The following is a 533-nucleotide window of genomic DNA, read 5'->3' on the forward strand; positions in this document are numbered from 1 at the left end:
GGGAATATTTTATGCTAAGATGCTAAACGAAATTATTAGTTACAAATTGTTACCGGTTAATTTATTGTTTAGCAGGGGCTTCTATCGTTTGAAAAGCGTCTTTCATCATTTGCTCAAGTTCTGACCTGTGAACAGCAATTGTTTGTTGCCCAATAGCCATGCTTTTTTGCATTAAGAGGGGTGTTTTTGAGCTTATTTTTTTACCAATCGGTGAATTATAAAAGGTGGACAGTTGATTAAGCTCCACTTCAGAAAGCTCAGATTCATACAGTTTGGCAAAGCGATCTTTCAGCGTATCCCAGGTGTAATATTTGCTCATAAACACCCTCATTTCTTTTAAAAATGTTGGTCGTTGTGCTTCTGGAATTTGCGCACTTGATGCGCTGATCATATTATCTATAATTCCTTCAAACTGCGTGTTTATACCGGTTGCAATTAAATATTGCTCTGCTGCTTTTAAATGCGATGGCGTAAATGAATCGGTAGTTGTTTGTGCCTTTAGGCTGGTAGTTGATAAAAAGATAATGCCAATA

General features: G+C 36.8%; 1 protein-coding gene. It reads right to left on the reverse strand.

The window, feature by feature from the left end; all coding sequences use genetic code 11:
• Positions 1–61: 61 nt before the first annotated feature.
• Positions 62–533: DUF2059 domain-containing protein (locus AC1D2Q_RS29565; RefSeq protein WP_477815555.1), on the reverse strand; the 472-nt coding region annotated here is incomplete at its 5' end.

The organism is Pseudomonas sp. P1_A1, assembly GCF_056406935.1.